Genomic DNA, 25,401 nt, shown 5'->3' on the forward strand with positions numbered 1-25,401 from the left:
TGTCATCGCCCTCAGCTTAAGGATAATTGGCAAAGCGCTGCTCTGCTTTCTGATACGCCCGCTCGGCCCGGCTAACCTCACGCGCCAAGGCCGGCAAGGCATCGGCCGTTTCTACTAACTCAGCTTTGAGCGTCTCAATTTCGGCCAAAATGCTTACCCGCTCGTCTTTTAACAAACCATCTTCAACCAGCAGCTCGGTTTTTACGCTGATATCTTTTTCTATCTGCTTTAACGCCCGCTGCTGTTTATCCAGCGCCGAGCGGGCATTATTCAGCGTGCTTTGCAGCTCGAACAGACTTTTGCCATCACGGTAACCGGTTAAAAAGCCTGCCTCTAAATCAGCGGCACAACTCTGCTGATAGCTCGCGCCTCGCTTACCCTGAATAAAGCCATTTGCCTGGGTGCAAAACCGCTCAGAACCTTCGCGATGCCCCTGCCGATAACGGCTTAAATCGGGCGCAACACCATGCTCAGCACAATCCTGCCGGTAGCTGCCAATCGCCGTTTCAGGCTTACCTGCGCTGCCGTCTTCAAAGCCAACTGTGCGCCAATCAGCGGTTAAACACTGCGATTTATCCATACCCGCACAGCCACTTAGCATCAGCGCTAGCATCCCCGCCACAACCCATTTTTCTACCATAGCTCAATCATACCTTAAGTTACTTTGCGGCTAACTTGCCGCAAACTGCAGGCCAAGGCAAGTAAAACGACAAAACCAGTAAGTGCAATAGCGCGTAATATCATTAGGTTTAAAACGGCGACATAACCATGCGCTTTTTACTGTTATTGCTGTTAATACTACCGCTATCTGCGCCAGAGGCCGACGACAGCGTCTGGGCGCTGTGGCGTGAGGGTAAAGCCATACTGATGATGCGCCACACCCTGGCACCTGGCACCGGCGATCCGGCGGGTTTTGTGCTGGAGGATTGCAATACCCAGCGCAACCTTAGCAGCGAAGGCCGGCAGCAAGCAAAGCGCTGGGGCGAACTACTACGGCAGCAGCACAGCGGCGACATCACGCTTTATAGCAGCCAGTGGTGCCGCTGTCTCGACACCGGCCGACTGATGGGTTTAACGCCACCCACACCGTTGCCGCTGCTTAACTCCTTTTTTGCCGGCCGTGGTGATGGCGATAAACAAACCCAAGCGCTGCTGCAACGATTCTCCACTGCCCAGACCGCACAACCAACGGTGCTGGTTACCCATCAGGTTAACTTTACCGCCTTAACCGGCATCTTCCCACGCTCTGGCGAAGCCGCCATACTCGCTCTGCCGCTAACACAACCGGCTAGGGTACTGGCGCGGATAAACACACCCTGATACAAATCGACATACCCGGCAGCTGCTCTTAAGGCTATGCTATAGCCAATTTTTCATACCGTAGATGCCACTGATGACACACCCAATACCAAGCAACACAACACTTTTACGCTCCGGGGGTCTTGCCGCTATTGCCATGGCACTTTGCTATGTTGCCATGGCAGTTGTTTTCTTTGGCATGTTGTCGATGCCGGCAGGGCTGGACACTGCTGGAAAAATTCAGTATTTGCAGCAGCACCATCTGCTGGTCGCCAGCGGCTATGGTATTGGCTATCTGTTGTTTGGTGTGCTGCTGGCGATAGTGTTGCAGGCTTTGCAACAGGTTTTTGCCAACAGCCCGTCTGCGCTGTTCAAACTAGCCGAGCGCTTTGGTCATGTCTGGCTGGTACTGATGATGGTATCCGGCATGGTAGCGTTAATTGGCCTGCAAATGGTATTTCGCTTGATGGAGAGCGATCCGCAGCAAGTATTGGCACTGTATAACACCCGCAATTTGCTAACCGAAGCCTTAGGCGGAGGCATTGAATTAGTTGGCGGGCTTTGGGTATTGCTGCTGAGCATTGCAGGGCTGCAACAGCAACGCTTTGCCAAAGCATTAAACGTACTGGGGCTGGTGGTGGGTGCACTAGGTATACTCACCGTTATGCATACCCTGCCTTATCTGAAAGATGCCTTTGGCATTACCCAGTTAATCTGGTTTATCTGGCTAGGTATTAGCCTACTGCGCGCCACAAAAACCTGATACATCACATATAAAGAAAACGCCGCTTTCGCGGCGTTCTTTTAGGCTGGTTCAGCTTCGGTTTCTGCGGAGTCCGGCTGCAGTTCTTGCTGCAGCGGCTGGCAGATAATCCAGTCTTTTTCATCGACCCAGTTTTGCGCGCCACCAGCCACGGTGCGGATAGGCACGATGTAGCGACAACTGGTTTGCGGTTTCACCGAGGCGAAAATTGGCACGAAGCCAAAGCTCAATGCAGTTTCGATTATCGCCTGCTGGTTATGCGGGTCGATATCGGCTGCTTCGTCGATATAAATCGGGATGCGGTATTTACCGCGCTCACGCTCGGCCAGTAACTGGCGGATAAACAACATACCGCACAGCAGCTTAATGGTAATACGGGTACCGTTAGAGCCGGCCGAATCTATCTTATCGAAGTATTCTTCTTCACCAGCGCGGTTAACCACTTTAAAGCGGATATCGAATAAATCTGACAGCGTTAGGCCGCCTTTCTCGCTGGCCGCTTGAACTAAGTAATCGCGGGCAGCGTTAATATCGCGCTCGGCCATGGTATTACCCGCCAGCAAGTCAAAGGTATCGCCCTGCTCGTAGGCTTCAGAGGTGCTTAAAATGGTGTCGATATGGCCCACCAGCAGCTTGCGATCGACAATCTCTATCTTAAAGTCTTTTAAGTTGGAGATTTGCTGCCGCCAGATGCCGCGGTTAAAGCTGTTCAGCTCGCGGTGCAGCCGGTTTAAGTCGTTACGCAGGCCTTTTAAGGTAGAGGCCACTTCGGTTAATGCCACCCGGGCCCGGCGCTCAATAGCCTCACGCTCTTTATCCAGATGATGGAAGGCTTCTATCAGTTTCTGGTATTTCAGCTCAGTGTCGCTTTCGGTTTCAAACTTGGTGATACCGGCGTTATAGATAAACTGATAAGTGTTGGCGATATTCATCTCGGTTAAACGCAGTTCCTGACAGTCTTTGTTAAAACTGCGGATACTGTCGGCTAAATTATCGAAATCCAGCACGATATCAATCATATAAGGCGTAACACGGCCGCTGTAGAATTCCAGCTCGTGGTCGCGGCGCTCGCGTTTTTCCTGATCGATGCGCTCTTTTTGCCGCTTTAACTGCTCGAGCTTATTGTTGAGCAAATTGCGCCGGTCAGACTGACTGGCCAGCTTATGCTGCACCTCATCCAGCTGGCCTTGTACGCTGGCCTCTTCCTCTTCCAGGGCGGCCTGTAACTGCTGCTGATCATCCAGCAGCTGCTGCATTTGCTGATAGCGGCTGAAATCTTTCACGTCCTGCTCGGCCTGCAACATATCCTGATACAGCCGCTCTTTTTCGCGGGTTTTGCCGGCTAAGTCGGCCGCTACCTCAATTTGCTGGGTCAGCGTGTGCAGGCTTTGCTCTAAGGCGTCGATTTGCTGCTTAATTTGCAGTTTATCTTCGGCGCTGGTCATATCCGGCGCACTGTGTAGCGGCACTAAATCGATAACGGCACCCGGTAAATGCGCTTTGCCGCCTTTGATGCAATCGGCCAGTTGCTCCAGCAGGTTGCTAAAGGCACTGTCGTCGGTGATCTCAACCTCACCACCTTTAGCGGTAGACAGGGATAATAGATCCGGGTTTAGCAGCTTAGTAATGTGCTGTACTTCTGGCAGGCTTAAATCTTCACGCAGCCGTGAATACAAATTGTACTCGAGGTTTTTCAGCTGCAGTTTGGCGCTTTTATGCTGCTTCTGCGTTTGGCTTAGCTGGTGCTGTAAGGTGGCCAGATTTACATTACTGGCACCTTGTAAACTGTGGCTTAAGCGCTCGTAGTCACTACGAATATTGCCAAGGTTAGTCGCCAGCTGCTCGTTGCTAGCGAGTTCAAAGCGGCTATGCAGCGCATCATATTGGTTAAACCATTGGCTAAGCTCGAGCTGGCGGTTACCTAAGTCTTTAATCTGGCCGACAAATAAGCGCTGACGCTCTTCCAACTGCTGCTTTTCGCTGAGTAAATCTTCCAGCTGCACACTGAGCTCACTGGTTTGATCGTCAAAGTGCTGCTGATAGTCGTTTAACGCAATATCCAGCTTAGGGGCAAAAGCGGCCAGTTTACCTTTGTACACCGCGCGCGCATCCAGCATGTGCTCCAGTGCGGTCACGCCTTCTTGCTGGCTTTCCAGTGCTTTTAGCTCGCGCCGGTCGCGGTTAACCTTTTCAAAGGCGCCATGCCAAACGGCATAAAAATCGACTTTAGGGTCACCTAAGTGGCGGGCAAATACCGGCAGCAGCAAGCGTTTAACATCCTGCGCGGTCAGCTTATGCAGGTTCAGAATACGGCGGAAGATGTCTTTATACACCGGTGCATCTGACACGTTGTTCAGCGGGATCATGCGTAAATTAATACGGCTGTCGTAGGGTGTGGCGCCACCGGTGAGCATGGCGTTAAGCTCGGACGGTTTCAACTCAATCGGGTCCAGGCCTTTTTCGCGCAATACATGATCGAGTTTGTTGTATTTCACAATGCTGTTGCCAGCGATAAAGTGGTCTAAATCCAGTGCGCCCTGATAACAAAAATACTGGTATTTGTAGCCGGCAATTTTACCCAGCCCCGCCACGCCAATTACCACTTTGCCATCGGGTAAGTTCGCTTCCAGCAGGATATAGCTTTGATCCGAGCCAAAGTAAAACTTACGCGTTTCATCCAGGTCGTGGCCGTCCCACTCAGTTAAGCGTAAATCGTTAATCAGCGGGAACTGCAGCGCATTAATCACCGAGCTTTTACCGGTGTTGTTCGGCGCACATATCGAGGCGGCATGATCGAGCGGGATCACGCATTTGGCATAACCGGCAGTGTTTAACAGCGCCAGCTTCGTCAGGCCATACAGCTGCTCAGACATCGCTCATCTCCTCTGTATCCGGGGTATCAACCAATAACACCGTATCGCTTGAATCTTGCGGTGCGCCATCATCCAATTGCAGTAAGGCGTCTAAGTAGCGGTGTACCGGCGCAAGCAACTTGATATTGTCACCACTGGCTCGGGCTAAGCCCAAACGCAGCATGCGGTTGGCCACTTCGCGTTTCACATCCGTGGCGCTGAAGATATCCAGCTGCTCAAACAGGTGATACTGCTTTTGCACGATGGCCGCGAATACCTCATGGTCCAGCTCGCTATCAAACAGCGCTTGTAGCGGATCGCGGCCCTGATCGGCAAAATATTCCACCAGCGCATAGATAGTCAGTGCAAACAGGCGGGAAATTTTACCCATATTGGCGCTGGCATCATCGACGTCAAAATAGAAAAAGCCACGGCTGTCGCGCTTTAAGGTATGGCCCAGGCCGGAGAATAATGCGCTGTAACTTAGCTCCTGCGCGTCCAGCTCTTGCCACAGGGCTAAGTCCTGCTCGCTGATATGGTAACCGCCGCTGAGCTTTTTATAGATCTCAGCCAGCTGGGTCAGCTCTTGTAAATCAAGATGCATCGGCCTTGGCCTCCTGCGAAAACGGGTAAAGGGTTAACTTATGCTGCTGTAACGTTAGTTCAACTGCCTGATTGTTGTGGTTAAGCGCTAAACCATCTTCGCGGCTTAACGCCTGATACAGATACAGCAGCTCATCCAGCGCTAAATTTGGGTAGCTTTCATCCAACCAGCGCGCCAGGTTACTAATAGTGCCGCTACTGTGCGCTTTGTTAAGCACACTGTCGTAATCCGGCAATTGTAAATTCGGCGCCACACGCTCGTCTTGTTGCGTCGGTAACTGATATTCGGCTTGCTGATAATCAGCCAGCTCGGCCATATAGCTGGTCAGCTGATTAGCACTGCCTAACGAGAAGCGCTGCGAGTCAGACGCTATTACCACCGGCAGCTGGCTTAGCGTCAGATCAATGCCTTTTTTGCGCATTAGGCCCAGTACGGCACTGGCGTTACGTGATAACAAGGTGTTTTTACGCAGCTCTTCGCGTAGCGGCATTAAAGCATCGGCGCTGCGACTTAAGCTTTCACGGCCAATCTGGTTCATGTCCAGCAAACGGGTGCGCAGCTGCAGTAATAATTCTTTCTCGTGGCTTAGGCCGCCACTGATTTCCAATGCACTGATTTGCTCGCTCAGCAGCATTTCAAGGCCTGCAATGGTAGCCTGAAACGGGCCGTTGATATCAATCAGCTGCAGCATCGGCTCAATATAGTCGTCAAAGGCTTCCATTACCGCGCTGTAACGGCGCGCTAAGGATAAATTACGCTCATCGGCTTTGGCTTTATCGACCAGGTTTAAAATGGCGGTTTCGTTTTTGGCAAAGTGTTTTACCACTTCGCGGATGCGCTCATCCATCTGCCAGATAAAGCGCTTTAATTCGCTGGCATCACGGCCTTTGGCGGCCAGTTCCAGCTTACGCGCCAGCCGGTTTAGTTCATGAATACGGCTCTGAATATCTTCAGCCATACCCAGGTTATGCTCTTGCAGCAAATACTCGGCAAATTCCAGCACGGCCCGGTTCAGTTCCAGCTGGCTGGATTTCGCCAGCGGAATAAACACTTCCGCTTGCAACAGTCGCTGCGCCTCTTTAAAGATTTGCTCACTGCTGTAAGTCGGATTAAAGCGCTTAATCAGCGCCTGCACATCCTGAAAGCTAAAGCTACCAAGCGTGCTGCGGCCAATTAAGGCTTCGATAACCTGCCAGTGTTCATCCAGACATTTAAGTATTTTACGCGGGGATATCATGCGCGGTTAAGCGTTCCTGCTTGCTGCATTAAAAAGGCTATTATCCACGGATTGGCGCTAAACGCCAGAGTGCGAGTCCGCCTGATGGATCAGCACAGCACCGGCTGTTGCATTAATAAGCTGCTCGCTCAGTGCCTGCTCAGCATCCTGTAGCAGACTGATAGATAAGGTTACTTTGTCACTGTAACTGACATTGTCCAAGGATGCGTTGTATTGCTGTAGTAACTGTCGTAAACGCGCTTCAAAGGCAAAGCTGACACTGACAATCAGCTGCACGCTGGGGCTAACCATCCGCAATTCGGCTTTGCTTGCTGCTTGTGATACCGCATTAGAATAGGCCCGCACTAAACCACCGGCGCCCAGTTTAACGCCGCCGAAATAACGCACCACCACTGCCAGACAGTTGCCCAGCTCGCGCTCCGTTAGTACATGCAGCATAGGTTTGCCGGCGGTGCCGCCCGGCTCGCCGTCATCGCTAAAGGCTTGCGTTTGCGGCTGGCGGGTATTGCCAATAATGTAGGCCCAGCAAACATGGTTGGCATCAGGGTAGCGCGCACGATAATGCGCCACCCAGGTCATCGCCGCGTCCCGGTTGTCGACAGGGTGTAAAAAGGTAAGAAACTCGCTGTTTTTCTCCAGCAGTAAATGCTCTGTCGCTGCTGCGAGAATGCTGTATTGCGTCATAAAAAGATTGGCTACCAAAGATAAGGGCGCAGCTTAGCCGATTACGGCTGAAAATAACACAGGCCGCTTTGGCGGCCTGTGCTTGCTTTAACGCTATTGGCGTTAGCGTTTTAGTAAAGTTAGCGCTTTAGTCGCCACTGGCCGGCGGGTTTTGCTCTGCTCCGGCGTCGTTCACAGCAGCTGCATCATTCACAGCAATAGCACTGTCGGTTTCACTCTTGACCAGTGCCGTCCAGTCGACGCTGATAAGCGGCTCAAACTGGCTTTGGCTAAGCTCAAACCAATGATCGATATCGTTGCGGCGGATAAGCGCAGTGTCATCCTGTTTTACCAGCTGATACTGATAATCGCGAGCACTGCTGCGCACATTAAGCTCAGTAATATCACTGCTAAGCGGCGCTTTTTCTGCGCGTTTAAGCACTGACAAGGCACTGAGCTTCGCCACCAGCTCACGGGCTGCAGCGCTGTCGGCGTTATGGCTTTCGCCGTTAAGCGACAGCTGCCAGTTTTCGCCCTGCCGGCTCAGGCTATTATCACCCTGCGCGATGCGTTCGACCACCGGCAAGCGCAGTAACTGCTTATCCAGCCAGGCGCTCTGCTCCACGCTTAGCTCAAAGCGGTTTAGTGCCGCTTTGTAGATAGCCTCATCGCCGTCGGTGCGCAGATACAACTGACGAAACGCCGGGCTATCGCCCAGATACAGCGTGTGTAGCACTTTTTCGCCCTGTTTCAGCACTAACTTTTGTTCAAACTTATCCTCAGCCACACTAAAACGGCTGTGCGCTTCAGCGCTTTGTGCCACCGGCCAGCCGGTTTTCAGCGCGGTTAGATCGCGCAGCAGACCATCCAGCTTGCCCTGGCTAACTGGCAAGCCGTTGCTCAGCTGCCAGTTATCGCCCAGTTTCGTCAGTGTTAGCTCGCCGTCTTCACCACTTAACTGCAGGCTGTCGGCTGCCGACAATTGCGGCAATAACGGCTGGGTTTTGATGTCATCGTTGCTGCTGCCAAACAGCCACAGTGCCAGCAGCAACTGGACGATAAGCAGCACAGTTAAATTACGCATTAAAGGTGTCATATCGCCTCCTGTTTAGTCTGCCAGTTGTTTCAGCCAGGCCAGCTGACGCCGCTTCTGCAGGCTGCGTTGCAGTAAAATCAGCGCTACCAGCAGCATCAGCGCTACTGCGTAGTTCAGGTATTCCCAGAACTGCTGGCTGCCTTCATCCATGGGTAACAGCGTGCGGTTAAACTGGCCGCGGGCGCGGATACTGGTTAAGGCCGCATCATCCAGCGCCCAATCCAGCGTATTGGCAATCAGCTGCAGTGCGGCGATATCCTGCACACCACTGGCGGCACCGCTGAGCTGTAGCGCGGTATCGCTGATAAAGTCGTTTGAGCTCAGCACAATTAACCGCGCAGAAGACGGCGAGCGGCTTAGCACTGAGGAGACATTTAGCGCCGGCTCGTCAGCAGCATCTTCGTTTGCTTCATCAACAGTTGTCTCATTAGCAGCCGCTAGCAGCGGCGAGTCTTTACCAGCAAAGTAGGAACTAAATTCCCCTTCGACCACAGCGCCCAGCAGATAAGACTGCAGTTCACCCTGTGGCGTAAAGTTAAGCTCGCCATATGGGTTCAGCGGCGGCAGCACCTCTGTACTAGCCGACAACCAGGCGCCGCTGGAGCTGTGAATAAGCTCTGTCACCTTACGGCTGCTGTTTTTCTCAGTGTCGATAGCCAGCGGCGATGCCCAGTTCAGCGTCAGCTGCTGCAAGCTGGCCGTAGCCGGATGCTCAGCGTTTAAGCCGTTTTGCCGCACGTCAATAAAGTAGGGGTAGTCCAGCATCCGTACTTCCTGCACCCGGAAACCGCCCAGATCGCGCGTGACCGGCAGTGGCAGCGCGGCGCTTTGTTTATCCAGCACTAAGGTGTTTTGCTGGCTGATGCCATGATGCGCCAGCCAGTCGGTCAGGCCAGACGTCACTGTTTTCAGGTTCAGGCTACGGCCGCTAAAATCAGCACTGTACGGCGAGCTGGCAAGCAGTACTGTGCCGCCCTGCATTAAGAACTGATCCACGGCAAACAGCGCTTTATCATCCAGCTTATCCGGTGCTGCCAGCAGCAGGATATCGGCATCGCTGGCAACACTGCCGTCGCTCAGATCTTCCGTTTTCACGTTCAGCTCTTCGCTCAGGTACTGTTGCAGCTGACTAAAGCTAACACCAGCGCCATAAGGGTTAGCCGCCGGCGCCACTAAGGCCACCGTTTTACGATAGCCACTGGCAAAGCGTTTTACCGCCGCGGTAAAATTGCGCTCAAAGCTCTCGGCAGAAAAATCGTCCAGCGGAATCTGTACCAGCTGCTCACCATCGCCGAGCAACAAATGGAAGTAAAACGGGTTCGGATCCAACAAACCGGTCACCAGCGGGCTGATGCCGTAATCGTTGGCCAGTTGCTGCGCCAGTTCACCGCCATTGGCATCCGGGTTCTGTGTTTGGCGCTTAAGTTTATCGCCCGCTTCAGCCGTCAGTCTATTCAGCACAGTGTTGATATCCGTAGCGAACTGCTGCAATTGCGCAGGTAACTTGCTGCTATCTGACAAATATGCCGTGAACGTAAGTGGCTTGTTTACCGCGGCAAATAACTCACCGCCAGCCTGATAGCCCTGCATCACCGCACGGATGGTACGGGTGATATCCAGCTCTGGGTTACGCAGCTGCACATTAAGCTCGGCCTCACCGCCTGATTTCACCTCGATTAAATCGCGAAAACCCAGGACTTTATATTCACTACCGTATTGCACCAACACGTTAAAGTAACTGCTGACAATCGATGACTGGTAACGGTCGGCCACCTGAAACGGCACCGGTTCAATGCCAAACTCCTGGTTGGCCTGCTTTTCTGCTTCGGCAGAGCTTAACGGATCAACCAGCTCCAGCTTTATGCGGCCTTTAGCGGCAATTTCGTACTCGCGCAGTAAATCACTGAGTTGCGGCACCAGCGGTGCTAATAGCGGGTGGGTTTTGCTGCTGAAATAGCCGCGCAGCAGCAGTGGCTCCTGCAATTGCGCCAGCTGCTGTTTGCTGGCCTCTGACAAGGTAAATTGCTGGCCGGTGGTGCTGTCATAGCGCAGCATGGATAACTGCCCCAGCCATAAATTCAGTGCCAGCGCATTTACCACGACCAGGCTGGCCACCCACTGCCAGCGTTTAGCGGCAACGCCCGGCTGTTCACTCCAACGACCGCGCTCCAATGCCCAACAATTCAACGTTAAAAACACCAGCGTTAAGCTGACAAAGTACAATAAGTCTCGCGCATCCAGCATACCGCGACTGATGGCTTCAAAGCGGCCCGAGGTAGACAACAGGCTTAACCACTGGCTGATATTCTGACCAAATAAACTGGTGATGACATTGCTGCCAATTAAATAAAACACCCCACATAGCAATACCGATACCAATAGCGCCACGATCGGGTTATCACTGCGCGCCGAGGCATACAGGCCTATCGCCAGGTACAACATACCCAGCAGCAAGGTCGCCAGATAACCGGCCCACACCGGGCCCCAGTCCAGCTCACCTAACATCGCTACGGTAAAAGGCAGTGGTAAGGTCAGCAGCAGCGCCAGTAACAGCAGCAGGCTGCAACCGATAAATTTACCCAAAACAAACTGCCATAGCGGTGTGCTTTGCGTTAGTACATGCTCCAGGGTGCCGCTTCGGCGCTCTTCGCTCCACAAGCGCATGGTTAAGCTACTGGCAAGAAAAATCAGCAGCAGCGGCATAGCATTAAACAGTGGCCGCACATCGGCAATATTGCGGGCAAAAAACGCTTCGCCCCAGAAAAACATAAACAGCACCACCGCCAAAAAGCCGCCTAAAAACAGGTAGCTCACCGGTGAGGCAAAAAACAGACTGATTTCTTTTTTTGCAATGCGCCACAGCATGGTGCGGGCGTGTTGGGTATTATCAGGCTGCATCTTTCACCTCCGTGTTGCTGTTAAGCTGACGAAACACCGTTTCCAAATCACGCTGCTCGATAAACAGTTGCGTTAAAGTGGCGCCAGCGTTAAACACCGCCTGTGCGGTTTTCTGGCACAAGGTATTAAGATCGCTCTGCGGATCACTTAGTGTTAAGCGATACTGGCCTTCAGCAAGTGGGTTGATCTCTACGGTGCTGAAATCTTTTTCCAGGCCATCTTTCAGCGCAGGCAAGTTAATGTCACTGTGCAGCTGCACGCTATTGCTCTGGCGCAGTGCGCTTAAGCTGCTATCGAGCACCAGCTCACCAGCGCGTAACATCAGCACCTGAGTACAAAGCGCATCTACCTCTTGCATAATATGAGTGGATAAAATCACCGTGGCGTCTTTGGCCAGCTCGCGGATTAAATTGCGCATGGCCTCGGTTTGCGCTGGATCCAGGCCATTGGTCGGCTCATCTAAAATAAGCAACTTAGGCCGGGTTAATATCGCCTGCGCTACGCCAACCCGCTGCTTAAAACCACGTGACAAGGTCGCGATAGGCGCCAGCAGTTTAGCGGTAATGTCGGTGGCAGCGATGGCATAACGGATGGCGTCGGTTTTTGCTTTACCGCTTAAGCCTTTTAAGGTGGCGGCGTAATCGAGATAGTCGGCCACCGTCATATCCGGATACAGTGGCAAGCTCTCCGGCAAGTAGCCAATTTGCGCCTGTATTGCCGCACGGTCTACCGCCATATCGGCACCGTTCAGGCTGATACTGCCGCTGTCGGCGTCCAGATAGCCGGTGAGCATCTTCATAATGGTGGTTTTACCGGCACCGTTGTGGCCCAACAGGCCGACAATTTCGCCCGGTTTGATACTAAAGCTGACGTTATTCACCGCCAGCATAGCGCCGTAACGACGCGTTAAGTGTGATACCTGTAACATGTTTAACTCTCCGCAGCATATTGAGTTCTAATCAGATAAGTGCGAAAAATCAGGTGGCGGCATGGCCACGTAGAAGGGCTGGATACGCTGAAACATTGTTTTTACCTTCCTCTTTGGTTGCCGGGGACATTCCCGTAAAAACAGTGTGTTAGTGCAAAGCCTAATGAATATAAGGCCGCTTGCTAAGAATTCAAGCGGTGCAAAAAGTTCCGTTAAAACGGTGGGATTTAGGGCTCGTTCAGCTCGTTATGGTGCTTGCTAAATACCGGTATGGTGAGCTGCCATTTCATCGCTGCCAGGCGCAGCAGTAGCAGGGCAACCATGCCACTTAACATGGCAGGTAATTGATTAACACCCAGAGCCAACAGGCCGGTATAAACGGTAGCGCCAAAAATGCAGGTTACAGCATACAGCTCGCCGCGAAACACCATGGGCACTTCGCGGCACAGCACATCACGGATCATACCGCCGCAAACACCACTCATGGTACCCAGCAAGATAGCCACCATGGTTGAGGTGCCGTAATCCAGCGCTTTTTGCGTGCCCATAATGACAAAAAATGCCAGGCCTAAGGCATCGAAAAACTGCAGGGTGTTATGTGGAATAGTTAAGCGGTTACGCACCAGCAAAATGGTGCCAATAGCAGCAATAAAAATGGCGTAAAAATAGCTGTTGTTATTAATCCAGATCACCGGCGCATTGAGGATTAAATCGCGCAGGGTACCACCGCCGATAGCCGTTACGCTGGCCAGCACAATTACGCCGAAACCATCCATCTGGTTGCGCCAGGCCGCCAGAGTACCGGAGATAGCAAACACTGCGATACCCAGTAAATCAAACCAATGCAGATAATCTTGCATAATGTCCTTGTGATAATACTGTGTTGTTTGGCCGGCTGATTATCCTGAAGCTATGTCGCTAATTCAACTGCTTGAAAACAAACCATGTTGCGGCCACTGTGCTTTGCCTGATATAACGCCTTATCTGCTGCTTTTAGCAGCAAATCAAGTTTAAGGTTAGAGCCTATCGCGCTGGTTAGTCCGATACTAACAGAAAAGTAAATCGGTCGGCGCGTATCATCGCACTCCACCGCAGATGCCGAAACCACCTGCCGGAACCTGTCTAGCCGCTCTAAGGTGTGTTGCATACTGGCGTCGGGCATCAGTACAGCAAACTCCTCACCACCAATACGAGCCAACACATCAGCCTCGCGGAAAAATTTTGTCATCAATAAACCAAACTGACTCAATACTTTGTCACCAACAGCATGGCCAAAGGTGTCGTTGATCGTTTTAAACTGGTCAATGTCCAGCATGGCAAAACACACTTCCCGTTTGTGACGGTTCATGTTCGGCAGTAACTGTTGCGCCAGCTCCCAAAACCCTCGCCGGTTCAGCAGCGTGGTGAGTTGGTCACGGGTAGCAAGCTCCTTTAGGTGCGCTTCATACTGTTTCGCTGCCGATATATCCCGCTCAATTGCGGCGTAATAAGCAAGCTCACCTAAATCATTGTTTAAAGGCACAATGTTGACATCTAGCCACAGTTTTTCACCGTCGGGCTTAACATACGACAGTTGGGTATGGAACGGTTGCAGCTTTTTTAGTGCCCGATTAATCGCTGTTAATTTCGCACTATCAGTCTCCTGCCCCATGAACAGTTTGGGTGATTGGCCAATTAGCTGCTGGCGTTTGAAACCGGTTAACTCAACGAATGCCTGATTAACATACACAATACGTTGCTCGGCGTAACTGGCGGATGAAGCGGTGGTGATCACTACTAAATCATTGGCAATCTCCACCAGACGATCAAACGGAATATCGTTTTTCTTATGCGTAATATCAACGAAACTGACCACGATCTGTATCAACTGTTGCTGATCGTCAAATTCCGGATAAGCATTACAGAGTACCCAGGTAACCTGTTCTGTCGAGCTGTCACAAATGCCCAACTCAAAATTCATTAATGGCTGCAGCGTTAATAACACCTGTTGCACCGGATAACGACTGACAGCCATCTGACGGCCATCGCTCTCGAGAAAACGCCAACCCGGATCGAAGGCGTCTTTGCCCAACATTTGCTCTTTTGTCAGACGCAATAGTCTTAAAGCGCTGGGGTTGGCATACAACACCTGCGTGCCCGCAGCATGCACCACTACGCCTTCATGCAGGCTACGCACCAGCGCTTCGGCGTCAATATTCGAAATCTGCATTAATGACCATGTTAATTGTATGCTTTTTAATGAATTATCAGCTTAGCTCAATACTTAGAACCTCGTAATAAAACATTTAACTAACTTGTGCCGGCTGTTCATTGTTGATCGCACTATGATATTCTCTGGGCGTTAACAAGACGTTATCTAATAAGGATGCTTATGAACAAGTCTCTGGTGGCGGCTGGATTGGCCACAGTGTTAGTGGTTGGCGGTGTACTGCTGGCTAATATGCAGGCCGAAAAGGCCATTAAGCAACAATTTGAACAGGCTAACCAAAGCTACCGGGATTTAGCCGGCACAGGCGAAATGCCAGAGATTAGTCTCAATTACGGTGATATTTCTGCCAATGTGCTGACCTCCAGCTACAGCATCAGCGACCTGACGGTTGATGTTGGTGAAATGGGCACTGTTGTCAGCGTTGACCTGATTACCGCCCAGGGCTTAAAGCCTAATGGCCTGGCCGACAAAGGCAGCATGCAGATGGTAGGCGCTAAAGCCGCACCAGCGGTACTGCAAATGTTACCGCCGCACAGCAGCGCCTTTTTACAAAGCCTGGCTCTGCATGGCGACTACAGTTACCAGTACCAGGACGACGGCCAGCTGCTGTTTAGCCAGCAAACCCGTATTAATGACGAATTTAGCCTTAGTTACAACTTTACCCTGGCGCAAATGCAGCAATTTTGGCAATACGCCAAAGACTTCAGCGCCATGAGCGCCGAGCAGCAACAAGCGCTGACCAGCAGTGACGCCTATGTAGAGCAAATGATGGCTAAACTACTGACCGGGGCCCTGAGCAATGGCAGCATTGTGATTGAAAACAAAGGTTTTATTGAGCGCACCCTGGCCATGACCGCCGAGCAGCAACAAACGCCGGATTTTGCTACCGTACAAGGCCTGGCCCTGGCCAATATCGCCGCCCTGCCGCAACTGCCCGCCGAGATAAAACAAAGCCTGACCGATTTTGTCAGCAAACCGGAAAAGCTGACGTTAAGTTTTGGCTTTAACGAGCCGCTGCAATTTGCCCAAGCGCAAAGCGGCGAACTGGCCGAGCATATGGTGAGCCCGGAAGCGATGATTAAGTTTGCTAATGTAAAACTACAGGCAAACTAGACTACGGCAACACGCAAAAGCCCGCATCAGCGGGCTTTATTTTATCCTTATCAGCTACGTATCACACGTTATCCCAACCAGGGTTGGCTGGCTTTGCGGCTTTGCTCATAATCGGCAATTTGCGGGTTTAGCTGCTCACTGCTGCCGATAAAATCCAGCCCGGATAACAGACGCTGTTTGATGTCAGCGTCGATATTAAAGCCCATCGCAGCATTATTGCCGAACAGGATCTCCTGGCTTTGCAGGTCAATTTGCCACTGCTGCGGGCCCTGGGCGCAGCGGTTAAACAGCAGCTCAATATTGGTTTTACTTAAGCTGATTAACAACATGCCGTTGTTAACGCTGTTATTAAAGAAAATATCAGCAAAGCTCTCGGCAATAATGACGTTAAAACCGTATTGCTTAATGGCCCAGGGTGCGTGTTCGCGGCTGGAGCCACAACCAAAGTTCTCCCTTGTCAGCAAAATACTGGCACCCTGATATTGCGGTTTATTTACCACAAACTCCGGATTTGGCTTACCGTCGGCCAGATAGCGCCAATCGAAAAACATCGCCTCGGCAAAACCATCACGGCTGACGCTGGTTAAAAACTGTTTTGGGATGATCTGGTCGGTATCGACATTGTTTTTATCCAGCGGGCACACCAGCCCCTGTGCAAAAATCTGGCTCATGCTTTCTCTCCCTCTGTTGTCGCGGCAATATTGACAAACTTACCCGCGATAGCCGCTGCGGCAGCCATCGCCGGGCTAACCAGGTGGGTGCGGGCGCCCCGGCCCTGGCGGCCTTCAAAGTTACGGTTTGAGGTAGAAGCACAGCGCTGGCCGGCTTCTACTCTGTCATCATTCATGCCCAGGCACATACTGCAGCCGGGCTCGCGCCATTCAAAACCGGCGTCTTTAAAAATAGCGGCTAAGCCTTCGGCTTCAGCCTGACGTTTTACCACGCCCGAGCCTGGCACCACTAAGGCACGTACACCAGCCGCCACTTTGTTGCCCTGTACCAGGCTTGCCGCGGCGCGTAAATCTTCTATCCGGCTATTGGTGCAGCTGCCGATAAACACCACATCCACTTTACAATCGGTTAGCTTTTGCCCCGGCTGCAATCCCATATAGGCTAATGCCCGCTCGGCGGCGTCACGCTTACTGGCATCGGTAAAACTCTCCGGTGCCGGCACGCTTTGATCCACCGCTATCACCTGCTCAGGGTTAGTGCCCCAGGTAATTTGTGGCGCTATGCTAGCAGCATCAATTTCTACTGCATGATCGAATACCGCATCGGCATCAGAATACAGGCTTTGCCAGTAGGCAACAGCGGCATCCCAATGCTCAGCTTTTGGTGCATGCGCCTTGCCTTTTATGTAATCAAAGGTGGTTTGATCCGGCGCGATTAAACCGGCTTTAGCGCCCATTTCGATGCTCATATTGCACAGCGTCATACGCCCTTCCATGCTCATGGCGCGAATAGCACTGCCGCAAAACTCGGCGACATAACCATTGCCGCCGGCAGTGCCCAACTTGCCAATTACCGCCAAAATCACATCTTTTGGCGTCACATGCGCGTTTAATTCGCCGTTTATCTCCACTTTTAACGTTTTCGCCTGTTGCTGCGGCAGCGTTTGCGTCGCCAGTACATGCTCCACCTCTGAGGTGCCAATACCAAAGGCCAGGGCACCAAAAGCACCGTGGGTTGAGGTATGTGAGTCACCACAGACAATAATCATCCCCGGCTGGGTTAAGCCCTGCTCTGGGCCGATAACATGCACTATGCCTTGATCCGGGTGGGTTAGATCCAGCAGTGGAATGCGGTTTTCTGCACAATTTGCCGCTAAGGCTTCTAACTGCTTGCGCGAGGTGTCACCGGCGGCGTCTAAGCTGCGGCGCTGGGTGGACACGTTATGGTCCATGGTGGCGAAGGTCAAATCTGGCCGGCGCACAGAGCGGCCTGCCAGTTTTAAACCGGAGAAGGCCTGCGGCGAGGTGACTTCGTGAATTAAATGTCGATCAACATACAGCAAGTCGGTGCTGGGGTTTAATTTCCCCACCACATGGCTGGCGTAAATTTTCTGATATAAGGTTTGTGCTTTAGAATTAGCCTGGCTCATTAATGAGTCTCCTGCCGCAAAGTGGCCACAATAGCAGCGCCAACTGCTGCCGTGCCGTAAGTCGATTTCGGGTTAATATCACGCGTTACTATGTGCTGCGCTAAACACTGCTGCACGGCCTGTTCAATGGCGCGGGCGGCGTCTTCTTCGCCAAAGCTGTAGCGCAGCATTAAGGCGGCACTTAAAATTTGTGCAATCGGGTTAGCAATGCCCTTACCTGCAATATCCGGCGCACTGCCGCCAGCCGGCTCGTACAAACCAAAGCCGCTGCCGTTTAAGCTGGCCGACGGTAACAGGCCTAAGCTACCGGCAATAGCGGCAATTTCATCCGATAAAATATCGCCAAACAGATTGTCACACAGCAGCACGTCAAACTGCTGCGGGCTGCGGATCAGCTGCATAGCGGCGTTATCGATATACATATGCTCCAACGTGACGCCAGGATAGTCTTTGGCTACACGCTCAACCGTTTCACGCCACAAGATGCTGGTTTGCAGCACATTGGCTTTATCGATAGAAGTGACTTTATTGCTGCGCTTAGCGGCGGCATCAAACGCCATCAGGGCAATACGCTCGATCTCACGCACACTGTAGCGCTGGGTGTCAAAGGCGTCTGTCTCAGTGCGGCCCTTCTCGCCAAAGTAAATGCCGCCGGTCAGCTCACGCACGCACAGTACATCCATACCCTGGCTGCTCACGCGCGGGTGCAACGGCGACAACTCAGCAAACGCCGGGTAAATCTGGCCGGGGCGCAAATTACAGAATAAATCGAAGGTTTTTCTAAGGGGCAGTAAAGAGCCGCGCTCAGGTTGTTTATCCGGTGCCAGGCCCGTCCATTTTGGCCCGCCGACCGAGCCAAATAAAATGGCATCACTTTGTTTACACAGTTCCAGCGTGGCAGCCGGTAACGGCTCGCCGGTAGCGTCTATCGCGGCGCCGCCAACCAAAGCGGGAGTTAGCGTAATACCAAACTGAAACTTATCGGCGACAACCTGCAGCACTTTTTCGGCTTCAGCCATCACTTCCGGGCCTATGCCATCGCCGGCTAATACCGCGACCTTATAGTGCTTGTTGCTCTGTGTACTCATTGCTATTCCCCTGCGGCAATTTTATTAGTGTTTTGACGGGCGTGTTTATGGGCATCGATGGTCTGCGCCCGCTGGATCATATTCAGCACATGCACATAGGCCAGCACCGAGCTGCGTACGATATCGGTGGCTAAACCGGCACCATGAAAACGGCGGCCTTCGTGTTCGGCTATAATATCCACCTGGCCCAGCGCATCTTCGCCACTGCCTTTGGCCTGTAAGTTAAAGTCGACCATCTTGATATTCAGCTTGCTAATGCGGGCGATGGCACTAAAGGCCGCTTCAACCGGGCCATTGCCGGTAGCGGCTTCGGTAAACACTTTATCACCGCAGCGCAACCCCACCGTGGCGCTGGCCACATGACCGGTATGGGTAGACGAGCTTAAAAACTCCAGCGCGTAATAATCGTTTTGTTCCTGCATGTTTTCAAAAAACACCAGCGCTTCTAAGTCGTAGTCGAACACCCGGCCTTTTTGGTCAGCCAGCGCGACAAAGGCTTTGTACACCGCTTCTAAGTCATAATCGCTGCCGGTGTAGCCCAGTTCTGCTAAACGGTGCTGGATAACATGCCGGCCCGAGCGCGAGGTTAAATTCAGCTCGTTCTGGCGAATACCGACCTGCTCCGGCGCCATGATTTCGTAGGTGTTTTGCGCTTTTAACACGCCATCCTGATGAATACCGGAGCTGTGGGCAAAGGCGTTTTCACCAACAATAGCTTTGTTAGGTTGAATAGGCATATTGCAGATCTGGCTTACCAGGTGGCTGCTGCGGTAAATCTCGGTGGTTTTAATATCGGTATACAAGGGCGCCAACACGTCTTTGCGGGTATTGATAATCATCGCCACCTCTTCCAATGAACAATTACCGGCGCGCTCACCAATGCCGTTTACCGTGCATTCAATCTGGCGGGCACCGGCCTGTATCGCGCTGATACTGTTGGCCACCGCTAAGCCTAAATCGTTATGGCAATGCACACTTAAGCGCGCTTTGTCGATATTGGGCACCTTGTTGCGCAACGTGCTGATAATGGCAGCGAACTCATTCGGAATGGTGTAACCGACGGTATCGGGAATATTAATGGTTGTGGCGCCGGCAGCGATGGCGCGTTCGACTATCCAGCATAAATCATCAATGGGTGTGCGGCCGGCATCTTCGCAGGAGAACTCAATATCATCGGTATAACGGCTGGCCAGTTTAATCGCCGCAACCGCCTGCTCACTGGCTTGTGCTAAGGTTTTGCGCAATTTGTACTGCAAATGCAGTGGCGAGGTGGCAATAAAGGTATGAATGCGGCGCTGCTCGGCATCTTTTAACGCCTCACCACAGGCTTCAATATCGGCTGCTACCGCACGCGCCAGGCCGCAAATAATCGGGCCTTTAACTTCGCGCGCAATGCGCTGTACTGAGTCAAAATCGCCTGGGCTGGACACCGGAAAGCCCACTTCCATCACATCAACATTCAGCCTGGCAATAGCGTGCGCCAGCTGAATTTTTTGCTTCTGGCTTAAGCTGGCTCTTAAAGCTTGCTCGCCGTCGCGTAAGGTGGTGTCAAAGATCCAGATTTTGTTATCGCCGCTCATCTTGTGTTTCCTGTTCCGTTATTCGGTGTCGGTGGCAACTTTTGGCGGGGCGTAAAATGCAAAAAACCCCGGCCAGTGGCACGGGGTTTTGCAATATTGGTTTCGTTACGTTTTACCAATAAGCGACACCCCGCGCGCCGGTGAGGAGCACGAGGAGGCTAATAGTAGATACGCGACGAGTAAAATACATTGATTGCTCTGTTAGTCACTTTGGTTAGCAAAACGCCAATAGTAATAGCATGGTTATTTTTTAACTGCAACAGTATAGATGGCTAAACATCAAAAAACATGGTGCTGACATCGCGGCTTTAAACCGGATAACACACACTCACACGCCGTGAACCCATCCCTGGGGGCTCGATTCGGCCACCCTGGCCTGCAACGGTGAGTTTAGTGTTAGCCGGTTCGCACGCTGTCTCTTTTAAATTAAAAATGCGCTTTTACCAGCAAGTTCACATTCGACTCATGGGTGCGAAACTGCGGGCTGTCAGCAATACCGTATTTATTGCGCCAGTACACATATTCCACACCGACATAGAGTTTATTTTTCAGCTGAAACAGCGGGTGCAGCGCCCATTTCAGCTGCGAGGTCATATTCATACTGGCACTTTGATCGACAGTAGCACTGCTCCAATCTAAAAAGCCATCAAACAAAAACTGCTGCTCACCCAGTGCAAACGGCACTGCCCAGGTGGTGGTAAGTTGCCAGTTGTCGGCCACACCATCGTTATTGCGCCGGTAAAAATTCAGTTTCAGATAAGTAAAGCCTGGCACCGCGAAATCAGTGGCAACACCGTACAGAAAGTCTGTGCGCAGTGATGACATTTCTACCGTACCAGTTAATAGCACATCTTTGATCACGCCTAATTGCAGTGGCTTATCTCTAATTTTGCTCAAGCTAATGCGAGGTGACCACTCAGCATAGTTGTTGCGCTTACCACTATCAGCACGCAAATGATCAAAGAAAAAAAAGCTGTCGCCCCAGTGAGTATTAGCAACGTGTTCAAAGGTGATGATTTGCTTATCCGGGCCATCAACCCGGTAGTTACTGCCTTTTAAGTAGCTCACGCTAACGTCTTGCCAAAGTATTTCGGCCTCTAGTGGCAAACAGGTTAAGGCTGGCACCAACATCACCGCTATAAGTGTGGGAAGTGTCACTTTTTGCATAACGGCCCCGAGGAGTTAACGTCGTAGCGTATTCACCTTGTATGGTTATAGCGTAAGACGACACATCTTGCGGAGTAAACGCCGGAAAAATCGCTTGCATAATTCTGTCAGGTTACATAAGATGCGCGCCGTCTTACCAAGTGCAATCGCACGAACGACTCTGCCCGGGTGGTGAAATCGGTAGACACAAGGGATTTAAAATCCCTCGGGGGAAACCCCGTGCCGGTTCAAGTCCGGCCCCGGGCACCATTTATCTGCTGTTATACCAACTGCCTCTCATCGTTATAACCATCAAACAAGCAGCTTAAGTTAAAACAACAGCTTTTGCTGGTTCTGCCTGCTATCCATCAGTAACAATAATTCGATACGTTTCTGTGCGTCATCAACCCGGTAAAACACCAGGTTATGCTGATCAACCTGCCACTGGCGGTAGTCGGCGCCACCCAGTGCCAGCAATCGCTTACAGATAGGTGCCAACGTGGGCTGGCTGGTCAGAGCCTTAAAAATGCGGCTTAGGCATCGGTTTTAACTCTGAAAGAGTACCCCAAAGACGTTAGCTTATCGGCACGCTCTTTTAGTGCTTTTGCTTCACACTCAACCAACTCTGCCTGGCCCAGATTGCTCTCCGAGGCCACGCTGATATTGACAATATTACGGCTAATTTCTTGCGACACCGCGCTTTGCTCTTCTGCGGCGGTAGAAATTTGTGCAGCCAAATCGGAAATATCGGTAATAGCGTCGTACACCTTTTTCACTAAAGCTTGGGTTGCCTTGGTTTCTTGCGCACAATTTTGTGCCGCGACCTTGCCTTGGTTCATTTTATCGGCCCAACCGAGCAAAGTAGATTGAATACCGGCTATTGATGCCTGAATTTGCTGAGTGGCATGGTGGGTGCGGGTTGAAAGCGCCCTAACTTCCTCTGCCACAACTGAGAAACCGCGACCATGCTCACCCGCTCTGGCCGCTTCAATAGCCGCATTTAATGCCAACAAATTGGTTTGATCGGCAATACCCTGAATTTCTTGCATTACACTGCTGATTTTCTCAGCTTCTGAGGCCAGCGCACCTGCCGCATCAGCTGATTTCGCCACTTCAAGCGCCAGGGCTTCAACTTCATTCATGGTGTGATCCATGGCACTGGCCGATTTCGCACAGTCACTATGGGCTTCTTCAACCTTCTGGCTGGTACTGGTGGTATTACGGGCCACTTCTTCAATGGTTTGTACCATTTCCTCTACCGCAGTAGACACCTGATGAAGTTCTGAAGCCTCTTGCTCCACCCCTTCTTTTGCCTTATTGGAAGCGGCAAGCAAAGCCTCAGCGCCGCCTTCTAAAATCTTGGTGCTGTCTGCAATTCTGCCAATAATGGTGACAACGCGCCCTTCATGCAGCTTCAGATGAAAATCTGCAATACCTGCAGCGAAATTTCCCGAAAAAACATGCCGGGAGACGCTGTCATACTGGTTTTGTAATTTACTTAAAAAACCGGGCGTACCAAATAGCTGCTCAGCAAACACAGCAAAAGGTAACACCAGTAATAAGGCGTTAAACCAATACCATTGAGTACCGGCAAACAAAATGGCCAGCGCCAGCACAACAAAAAGCGGCTTATTAAATTTGTTGAACAGCTGCGTTATAGAATTAAGTGACTTGCCTGCATTGATGCGCTGGTACAGTTGTTCCGCCCGCTGCCGGTAAATGGGCTTAAGCTTGCGCCGCACTGACTGATAACCTACCTTGTTGCCGTTTTCATATATGGGTGTAACAAAGGCATCTACCCAGTAATAACGGCCATCTTTACAGCGGTTTTTTACCGCCCCGCGCCAGGCATGTCCGGCTTGCAAATGCTGCCACATGTCGGCAAATGCCGCTTTGGGCATATCAGGGTGGCGCACAATATTATGGTTTTTGCCCACCAGCTCGTCGGCGGTAAAGCCAGCCACTTTACAAAAAATGGGATTGGCGTAGGTGACAACGCCGCGCATATCAGTTGTGGAAACCAGTTCATCGGTTTCAGCAAATACCACTTCTTCATCAATTAACTGATTATTGCGTCGGCTCATTTTCTACCTGTCCTTCCATTGTGTCACAAAGTTTGCGCGGCTCTGCTTGTCTAACCACCGCTCCCTAATACCGTAGCGAGTGCAGTAATGGGGCGGCTTGACGGCACAGTTTACGCTGATTGCCGATAAGGTTCACGAGACTGAAGTCCATGTGCATAATTTATGGGTCAAAATAGGTAAATTGTCAAAATACTTAACATTGTCATAGGTTTATTTAACCTTATAATGAGACGCCATTTCTGGCTTGGTACTATGTTCACCGCTTTAGCTTATTGAGTATCAACGTCAGTTTAGTCATGCTGACACGACATATCATTATTTACTGCATGTTGCTTTGCTTGGCTGATTTGCTGCTGGCTATCTAATAAATTCGGATCTTGCGGCTTTAATAGCAACGCTTTTTCTATCAGTGCGGTTGCTTTGTCATGACAAGCCAGGTTACTTAACAACAACGCGTAGTTATTAAGGTAACTCACCTGTTGCATTGCCAACGTCAGGCCTTGCTTAAACCAGTTGGCGGCCTGTTTCGGCTGCGCCGAAAAATAATGGTTACCGAGCAAAAAATACGGCAGCCAGTACCCTGGCCACTGTCTTATTGCCGTCTCAAGGGCAACCACACCCGCCATAGTTTGGTTGGTGCTGAGTAAGTCCTGACTGGCTTTGGTGTAGAGGAATGGATCTAACAGGGCACTGCTTTTTTCTGGCGGAAGCATAGCCAGCAGCCAATGGTTACCTCGCTGCCAAGTGCGCTCAAAGGTAGCAAAATTAAGCCGGTGATTGGGTGTAACGCCGCTATGCAGTATGACTTCTTCCTTATCCAGATCGTAGCCAATCACCACCGCATAATGCCATTGTGGCAACCAGGCAATGCTGTTGTTTTGTAGCACTATCAGCGGAATATCTTCAGCCACCAGGCTGAGTAGCTGCGCCATAGTGGCGCGCGGCTGCACATAGGCCAGCATGCCCAATTGCCGGGTGGCGGCGGCCATTTCAATTTGTAACGTGCCCTGACGGCCGGGTATAAAAGTGTTTGGTGCTATGGCTTCGGGGCTGGTGTTAGAGCCATAAAAGCCCGCCACTTCTGTCAGGGTTGTCGGGCCACAAAAGTAGTCTTGTTGCGGATAAAACGGCACCTGCGCAATAAGATGCTGACGGGCGATATCAGGCGGACTGCTCTGTAACTGCCGGGTTTGTGGCGGCGTTTGACAAGCCGTTAACAGCACCAGCAAAAAGAGCAAACCAGCCCGCAGGCTGGCCTGGTACAGTAACGCTAACACTTATTAAGAGTTAATCGGGCGGATAAATGGATACACATCAGTAATGCCCAGCACATCCAGTACTGCTATTACCACCAACACGGTAACAATAGTGCCAACAATACCGCCAGCTGGCATCTCGTTCAGCTGAGTGTTTAATGCGTCAAGCTCAGCGGTAGTCATGGCCGCAATACGCTGCTTGGCATCATCAGGGCTTACACCCAGCTCAATTAATTTTTGCTGCACTTCAGCATTATCCACCAGGGCCAATACCTGCTGCTGGCTATACTGGTGTTGCTGCTGGGCTACCACATCGTCAGAGCCATACAGGCCTGCTGATACCTGGCAGCAGGTAAATATCAGTGCGGCACAGGTACTTACGACAACGGAAATTTTTTTCATGTAGTGCTACCTCAGATTGGCATTTCGGCGATATAACGCTCTAAAGCCTAGTTGAAACAACAACCTATTGCAACATACCAGC

Annotated in this window: 22 protein-coding genes and 1 tRNA gene; 4 read left to right on the plus strand and 19 right to left on the minus strand. The window is 51.5% G+C overall.

All coding sequences use genetic code 11. The features are described 5' to 3' along the window. Positions 1-16: 16 nt before the first annotated feature. Complete coding sequence (locus tag ABGI61_RS01390; protein ID WP_347595729.1) at positions 17-640, minus strand: DUF2799 domain-containing protein; 624 nt, start codon at positions 638-640, stop codon at positions 17-19. Between the two features lie 128 nt (positions 641-768). Here ABGI61_RS01390 and ABGI61_RS01395 point away from each other — a divergent pair, with 128 nt between their 5' ends. Both ABGI61_RS01395 and ABGI61_RS01400 read left to right on the plus strand, forming a co-directional pair. After that, on the plus strand, positions 769-1,320 hold the full coding sequence (locus ABGI61_RS01395) for a histidine phosphatase family protein (RefSeq protein ID WP_347595732.1): 552 nt from the start codon (positions 769-771) through the stop codon (positions 1,318-1,320). A 73-nt stretch (positions 1,321-1,393) separates the two neighbouring features. Continuing rightward, positions 1,394-2,062, plus strand: coding sequence for a hypothetical protein (locus ABGI61_RS01400; protein WP_347595735.1), 669 nt, complete (start codon positions 1,394-1,396; stop codon positions 2,060-2,062). A 41-nt stretch (positions 2,063-2,103) separates the two neighbouring features. Here the strand turns inward: ABGI61_RS01400 and ABGI61_RS01405 are convergent, their stop codons facing one another. The 9 genes from ABGI61_RS01405 to ABGI61_RS01445 form a co-directional block, all read right to left on the minus strand. After that, on the minus strand, positions 2,104-4,935 hold the full coding sequence (locus ABGI61_RS01405; RefSeq protein WP_347595738.1) for an Mks condensin complex protein MksF: 2,832 nt from the start codon (positions 4,933-4,935) through the stop codon (positions 2,104-2,106). Then, positions 4,928-5,518 carry a condensin complex protein MksE gene (locus ABGI61_RS01410; RefSeq protein ID WP_134052936.1) on the minus strand — a complete coding sequence of 197 codons (591 nt, stop codon included), beginning with the start codon at positions 5,516-5,518 and terminating at the stop codon, positions 4,928-4,930. The genes ABGI61_RS01405 and ABGI61_RS01410 overlap by 8 nt, the downstream gene beginning before the upstream one ends. Continuing rightward, positions 5,508-6,755 carry an MksB family condensin complex protein gene (locus tag ABGI61_RS01415; RefSeq protein ID WP_347595741.1) on the minus strand — a complete coding sequence of 416 codons (1,248 nt, stop codon included), beginning with the start codon at positions 6,753-6,755 and terminating at the stop codon, positions 5,508-5,510. The genes ABGI61_RS01410 and ABGI61_RS01415 overlap by 11 nt, the downstream gene beginning before the upstream one ends. 57 nt (positions 6,756-6,812) lie before the next feature. After that, positions 6,813-7,439: a YigZ family protein gene (locus ABGI61_RS01420; protein WP_347595744.1), complete on the minus strand. Its 627-nt coding sequence runs from the start codon at positions 7,437-7,439 to the stop codon at positions 6,813-6,815. Positions 7,440-7,566: 127 nt separating this feature from the next. Further along, complete coding sequence (locus tag ABGI61_RS01425) at positions 7,567-8,514, minus strand: DUF4340 domain-containing protein (protein WP_347595746.1); 948 nt, start codon at positions 8,512-8,514, stop codon at positions 7,567-7,569. Positions 8,515-8,526: 12 nt separating this feature from the next. Next, positions 8,527-11,412, minus strand: a complete 2,886-nt coding sequence (locus ABGI61_RS01430) for a Gldg family protein (protein WP_347595748.1) — start codon at positions 11,410-11,412, stop codon at positions 8,527-8,529. After that, positions 11,402-12,340 (minus strand): ABC transporter ATP-binding protein, encoded by a 939-nt coding sequence (locus ABGI61_RS01435; protein ID WP_347595751.1) that lies wholly within the window; start codon positions 12,338-12,340, stop codon positions 11,402-11,404. Before ABGI61_RS01435 ends, ABGI61_RS01430 begins: the two co-directional genes overlap by 11 nt. Before the next feature lie 227 nt (positions 12,341-12,567). Continuing rightward, the gene (locus ABGI61_RS01440; protein ID WP_347595754.1) at positions 12,568-13,200 is read right to left on the minus strand and encodes a trimeric intracellular cation channel family protein; all 633 of its coding nucleotides are present in this window, start codon (positions 13,198-13,200) and stop codon (positions 12,568-12,570) included. Positions 13,201-13,250: 50 nt separating this feature from the next. Beyond that, on the minus strand, positions 13,251-14,549 hold the full coding sequence (locus ABGI61_RS01445) for a sensor domain-containing diguanylate cyclase (protein WP_347595757.1): 1,299 nt from the start codon (positions 14,547-14,549) through the stop codon (positions 13,251-13,253). Between the two features lie 162 nt (positions 14,550-14,711). On the opposite strand from ABGI61_RS01445, the gene ABGI61_RS01450 reads away from it, so the two are divergent. Continuing rightward, positions 14,712-15,662 (plus strand): aq_1923 C-terminal domain, encoded by a 951-nt coding sequence (locus tag ABGI61_RS01450; RefSeq protein ID WP_347595760.1) that lies wholly within the window; start codon positions 14,712-14,714, stop codon positions 15,660-15,662. 68 nt (positions 15,663-15,730) lie between these two features. Here the strand turns inward: ABGI61_RS01450 and leuD are convergent, their stop codons facing one another. The 5 genes from leuD to ABGI61_RS01475 form a co-directional block, all read right to left on the minus strand. Continuing rightward, a complete protein-coding gene (gene leuD, locus ABGI61_RS01455) occupies positions 15,731-16,333 on the minus strand; it encodes a 3-isopropylmalate dehydratase small subunit (RefSeq protein ID WP_347595763.1) in 603 nt (200 codons plus the stop codon). Next, positions 16,330-17,763 (minus strand): 3-isopropylmalate dehydratase large subunit, encoded by a 1,434-nt coding sequence (gene leuC / locus ABGI61_RS01460; RefSeq protein WP_347595766.1) that lies wholly within the window; start codon positions 17,761-17,763, stop codon positions 16,330-16,332. The genes leuD and leuC overlap by 4 nt, the downstream gene beginning before the upstream one ends. Beyond that, on the minus strand, positions 17,763-18,851 hold the full coding sequence (gene leuB / locus ABGI61_RS01465; RefSeq protein ID WP_347595769.1) for a 3-isopropylmalate dehydrogenase: 1,089 nt from the start codon (positions 18,849-18,851) through the stop codon (positions 17,763-17,765). The genes leuC and leuB overlap by 1 nt, the downstream gene beginning before the upstream one ends. Positions 18,852-18,853: 2 nt before the next feature. After that, complete coding sequence (leuA, locus tag ABGI61_RS01470; RefSeq protein WP_347595772.1) at positions 18,854-20,431, minus strand: 2-isopropylmalate synthase; 1,578 nt, start codon at positions 20,429-20,431, stop codon at positions 18,854-18,856. Positions 20,432-20,857: 426 nt separating this feature from the next. Then, entirely contained in the window at positions 20,858-21,598 is a 741-nt protein-coding gene (locus tag ABGI61_RS01475) for a DUF5020 family protein (protein WP_347595775.1), read from the minus strand. 162 nt (positions 21,599-21,760) lie between these two features. Here ABGI61_RS01475 and ABGI61_RS01480 point away from each other — a divergent pair. Next, positions 21,761-21,847: transfer RNA gene (locus ABGI61_RS01480), tRNA-Leu, on the plus strand. 60 nt (positions 21,848-21,907) lie between these two features. On the opposite strand, the gene ABGI61_RS01485 is transcribed toward ABGI61_RS01480, so the two are convergent. The 4 genes from ABGI61_RS01485 to ABGI61_RS01500 all read right to left on the minus strand — a co-directional run bounded on the left by ABGI61_RS01485 (position 21,908) and on the right by ABGI61_RS01500 (position 25,319). Continuing rightward, positions 21,908-22,075: a hypothetical protein gene (locus ABGI61_RS01485; RefSeq protein ID WP_347595778.1), complete on the minus strand. Its 168-nt coding sequence runs from the start codon at positions 22,073-22,075 to the stop codon at positions 21,908-21,910. A gap of 35 nt (positions 22,076-22,110) precedes the next feature. Then, on the minus strand, positions 22,111-23,661 hold the full coding sequence (locus ABGI61_RS01490; RefSeq protein ID WP_347595781.1) for a methyl-accepting chemotaxis protein: 1,551 nt from the start codon (positions 23,659-23,661) through the stop codon (positions 22,111-22,113). Between the two features lie 290 nt (positions 23,662-23,951). Next, positions 23,952-24,938, minus strand: a complete 987-nt coding sequence (locus tag ABGI61_RS01495; RefSeq protein ID WP_347595784.1) for a PA2778 family cysteine peptidase — start codon at positions 24,936-24,938, stop codon at positions 23,952-23,954. A gap of 3 nt (positions 24,939-24,941) precedes the next feature. Continuing rightward, positions 24,942-25,319, minus strand: a complete 378-nt coding sequence (locus ABGI61_RS01500; RefSeq protein ID WP_347595787.1) for a PA2779 family protein — start codon at positions 25,317-25,319, stop codon at positions 24,942-24,944. Positions 25,320-25,401: the final 82 nt, after the last annotated feature.

This window comes from Rheinheimera fenheensis (genome assembly GCF_039871805.1).
Classification (GTDB): Bacteria; Pseudomonadota; Gammaproteobacteria; order Enterobacterales; family Alteromonadaceae; genus Alishewanella; species Alishewanella fenheensis.